Annotated in this window: 2 protein-coding genes; both read left to right on the top strand. The window is 75.1% G+C overall.

What is annotated here, in order from left to right; genetic code table 11:
- A partial coding sequence (locus ACK5F2_RS17170; protein ID WP_409866860.1) for a hypothetical protein occupies positions 1 to 385 on the top strand: 385 nt, incomplete at its 5' end.
- Positions 346 to 3,237, top strand: coding sequence for a non-ribosomal peptide synthetase (locus ACK5F2_RS17165; RefSeq protein ID WP_409866857.1), 2,892 nt, complete (start codon positions 346 to 348; stop codon positions 3,235 to 3,237). The genes ACK5F2_RS17170 and ACK5F2_RS17165, both read left to right, overlap by 40 nt.
- Positions 3,238 to 3,267: the final 30 nt, after the last annotated feature.

Below are 3,267 nucleotides of genomic sequence, written 5' to 3'. Positions count from 1 at the left end.
GGCCCGCGGGGGCCCGCCGCGGGCGCGGCGCCGCGGCACGGGCCCGGGGCGGGCCATCGTTGTGGATCAGCGCGCGCCCCTGCGGGCCGATACCGGGCGGGAGCGCGTGGCCCCGGGCGCGCGCCTGCGCAGCCTGGGCAGCGCCCAGGCGCCACGCGCGCCCGGCATTGCCGACATCCTCTACGCGGCCGGCCATATCGGCGGCGCCAGCCAGCGCGCCCGCACCCTGGCCCAGGCCGATGTGTTTCTGTCCCCCGATGTGCGCGAGTTCGCCCTGATGGCCTACCCGCGCGCCGAGGAGATTGCCGAACGCGGCTACCGCCACGCCCTGGAACACAAGCATCTATGGCAGCCCCTGATCCCGGCCCCGACACCCCGGAGCTGAGCCTGCCGCTGTCTCTGAGCCAGCACGAGGTCTGGCTGGACCAGCGCCTGTGGCCGGACAGCGGCCATCTGCACATCGGCGGCTGCTGCCACCCCGAGGGACCGCTGGACCTGGACTGCCTGCAGCGCGCCCTGGAACTGATGGTGGCCGAGAGCGAGGCCCTGCGCCTGCTGCCCGAGCGCGGCGGCCGCCAGCGCCTGCTGCCCCGGGTGAGGCCGCCCCTGCAGCACATCGCCCTGCCGGCTCAGGGCGATGCCGAGGCCTTCATCGAACGCTGGTGGCTGGAGGAGCGCCAGCAGCGCTTCGAGCTGGGCCGCGAGCTGCCCTGGCGCCTGAGCCTGCTCAGCGATGGCCGGCAGCGGCATGCCCTGTATCTGCGCTTTCACCATCTGGTGATGGACGGCTGGGGCACCCAGCGCTTTCTGCAGCGCTGGACCGAGATCTACAGCGCCCTGCTGGTGGGCCGGCCCGTTCCGGCCTACGAGGGCGGCGCCTACAGCGAGCATGTGCGCGAGTCCCTGGCCTACCGCGACAGCCCCGCCTTCGCGCGCGACGCCGACTACTGGGCCCGCCAATGGCCCGCCCTGCTGCCCGCGGCCCAGGCGCCGCGCCAGCGCGGCACGGCCGCTGCGGGCCGCCTGCCTGCCCTGCATCTGGCGCGTCTGCGCATCAGCCGCCTTGAGCTGGACCCGGTGCTGCAAGGGCTGCAGGCCCGCGGTCACAGCCTCTTCGATGCCGCCGTGGCCGCGCTCTGCCTGTACCTGCATCGCGGCCAGGGCGCGGACGCCGTGGCCGTGGGCATGCCCAGCCTGGGGCGCTCCGGCGCGCGCTGGCGGGCCACCCTGGGCATGTTTGCCACGGTGCAGCCCCTGCTGATCCGCCCGCGGCCGGGCCTGAGCGTGGGCCAGCTGCTGGGCCAGGTGCATCAGCAGGTGGCCGGCGGCCTGCGCCATGCCCGCTACCCCCTGAGCGAGACCGCGCACCGCCTGCAGCTGCTGCGCAGCGGGCGCGACAGCCTGCTGGACGCCATGGTCTCGCTGGAACGGCAGAGCTATGCCCTGAGCTTTGGCGACAGCCCCCTGACCCGCGCCAGCCAGAGCTTTGGCACCGAGGCCCGCTATCCCCTGGCCCTGACCCTGTGCGAGTTCGGCGACAGCGAGGCGGTGGAGCTGGTGCTGGAGGCCGCCGACAAGCATTGCGGCGCGGCCGAGACCGCCCTGCTGCTGCGCCGGCTCTGGCATCTGATGGCCCAGCTGCCGCAGAACCTGGAGGCGCCGCTGGAGCGGCTGGAACTCTTGCCCGCCGCCGAGCGCGAGGCCCTGATCCTGGGCCTGCACCAGGACCTGGCACGGCTGGAGCGGCCCCAGACCTTCGTCCAGCAGTTTCTGCGCCAGGCCCGCCTGGCCCCGCAGGCCACGGCCCTGGTCTGGGAGGATGAGACGACCACACCAAGCAGCCACAGCCTGAGCTATGCCCAGCTGGACGCCGCCAGCCTGCATCTGGCCCGGCAGCTGCGCGGGCGCGGCCTGCGCAGCTGCGACTGGGTGGCCCTGCTGCTGCCGCGCAGCCCGGCCCTGCTGCTGGCCCTGCTGGCCACGGCCCGGGCCGGCGGGGCTTTTCTGATCCTGGACGCGGACAGCCCGCCCGAGCGACTGGCCGAGCTGCTGGCCCTGAGCGGCGCCCGCCTGCTGCTGTGCGCCGAGCCCGGGCCGCTGCATCAGGGGCTGGACCGCCTGGGCCTGCCGCTCTGGGGGCCCTGGCCGGCGGAGCGCGCGCCCGCGCAGGCCGAGGACGATCTGTCCGCCCCCGAGGGCCCGGCCTACATGCTCTTCACCTCCGGCTCCACGGGCCGGCCCAAGGGCGTGCTGATGGGGCACGACGCCCTGCAGCGCCGCCTGGCCTGGATGGCACGGCGCTGGAGCCTGAGCCCGCAGGACCGCGCGGTGCAGCAGGTCCAGCCCGCCTTTGACCCGGCCCTGATCGAGCTGCTGCTGCCCCTGACCCAGGGCGCCAGCCTGGCCCTGATGCCGCCGGGCCGCCACAGCCCGCAGCGCCTGACGGCCTTCATGGCGCGCCACCAGGCGAGCTTTTGCGCTCTGGTGCCGGCCACCCTGCAGGCCCTGCTGGAGGGCCTGCGCGAGCATCCGGTGCCCAGCCTGCGCCTGGCCTGCTGCGGCGGCGAGACCCTGCCGCCGGCCCTGTCCAACCGCTTTCTGGCCCAGACCGGGGCCAGGCTCTTCAATGTCTACGGCCCCACCGAGGCCTGCATCTTTGCCAGCGCCTGGGCCTGCGAGCCCTGGCCCGAGGACCAGGCCCTGCCCGTGGGCCGCGCCCTGGACGACACGCGCATCTATGTGCTGGACAGTGAGCGCCAGGTCCTGCCCTTCGGCGTCTGCGGCGATATCTGGCTGGCCGGACCGACCCTGGCCCAGGGCTATCTGGAGGCCGAGGACACGGCGCGCGCCTTCCGCCCCGATCCCTTTCACCCCGGCCAGCGCATGTATCTGAGCGGGGACCGCGGCTGGCTGGACACCGACGGCCAGCTGCACTTTGCCGGCCGCCAGGACCGCCAGATCAAGCTGCGCGGCCACCGCATCGAGCTGGGCGAGGTGGAGGCCGCCTGCCTGACCCTGCCCGGCGTGCGCCAGGCGGCGGTCCAGTGCCTGCAGGAGGGCCAGGGCCCCGCCCGGCTGCACGCCTGGCTGGCGGGCAGCGCCATGCGCCCCGCCGCCGAGCTGCTGGCCGCCCTGCGCTCCGGCGCCGGGGGCGCGGGCCTGGCCTGCCGTTCGATCGTGCCGGGGGCGCTCCGCGGCCGCTCGGGCATCAGGCGCAGGCCCGCGGGCACCATATAGGCCGGCCGGCGGCCGCGCCGGGCGGCCCGC

This window comes from Roseateles sp. (assembly GCF_046300915.1).
In the GTDB taxonomy this organism is placed as follows: Bacteria; Pseudomonadota; Gammaproteobacteria; order Burkholderiales; family Burkholderiaceae_C; genus Kinneretia.
The sequence above is the reverse complement of the archived record's forward strand: the minus strand, read 5'-3'. Positions and strand labels throughout refer to the sequence as shown.

Coding starts and splice junctions, on each gene's coding strand:
- ACK5F2_RS17165 (WP_409866857.1), top strand. CDS start 346: ATGGCAGCCCCTGATCCCGGCCCCGACACCCCGGAGCTGAGCCTGCCG.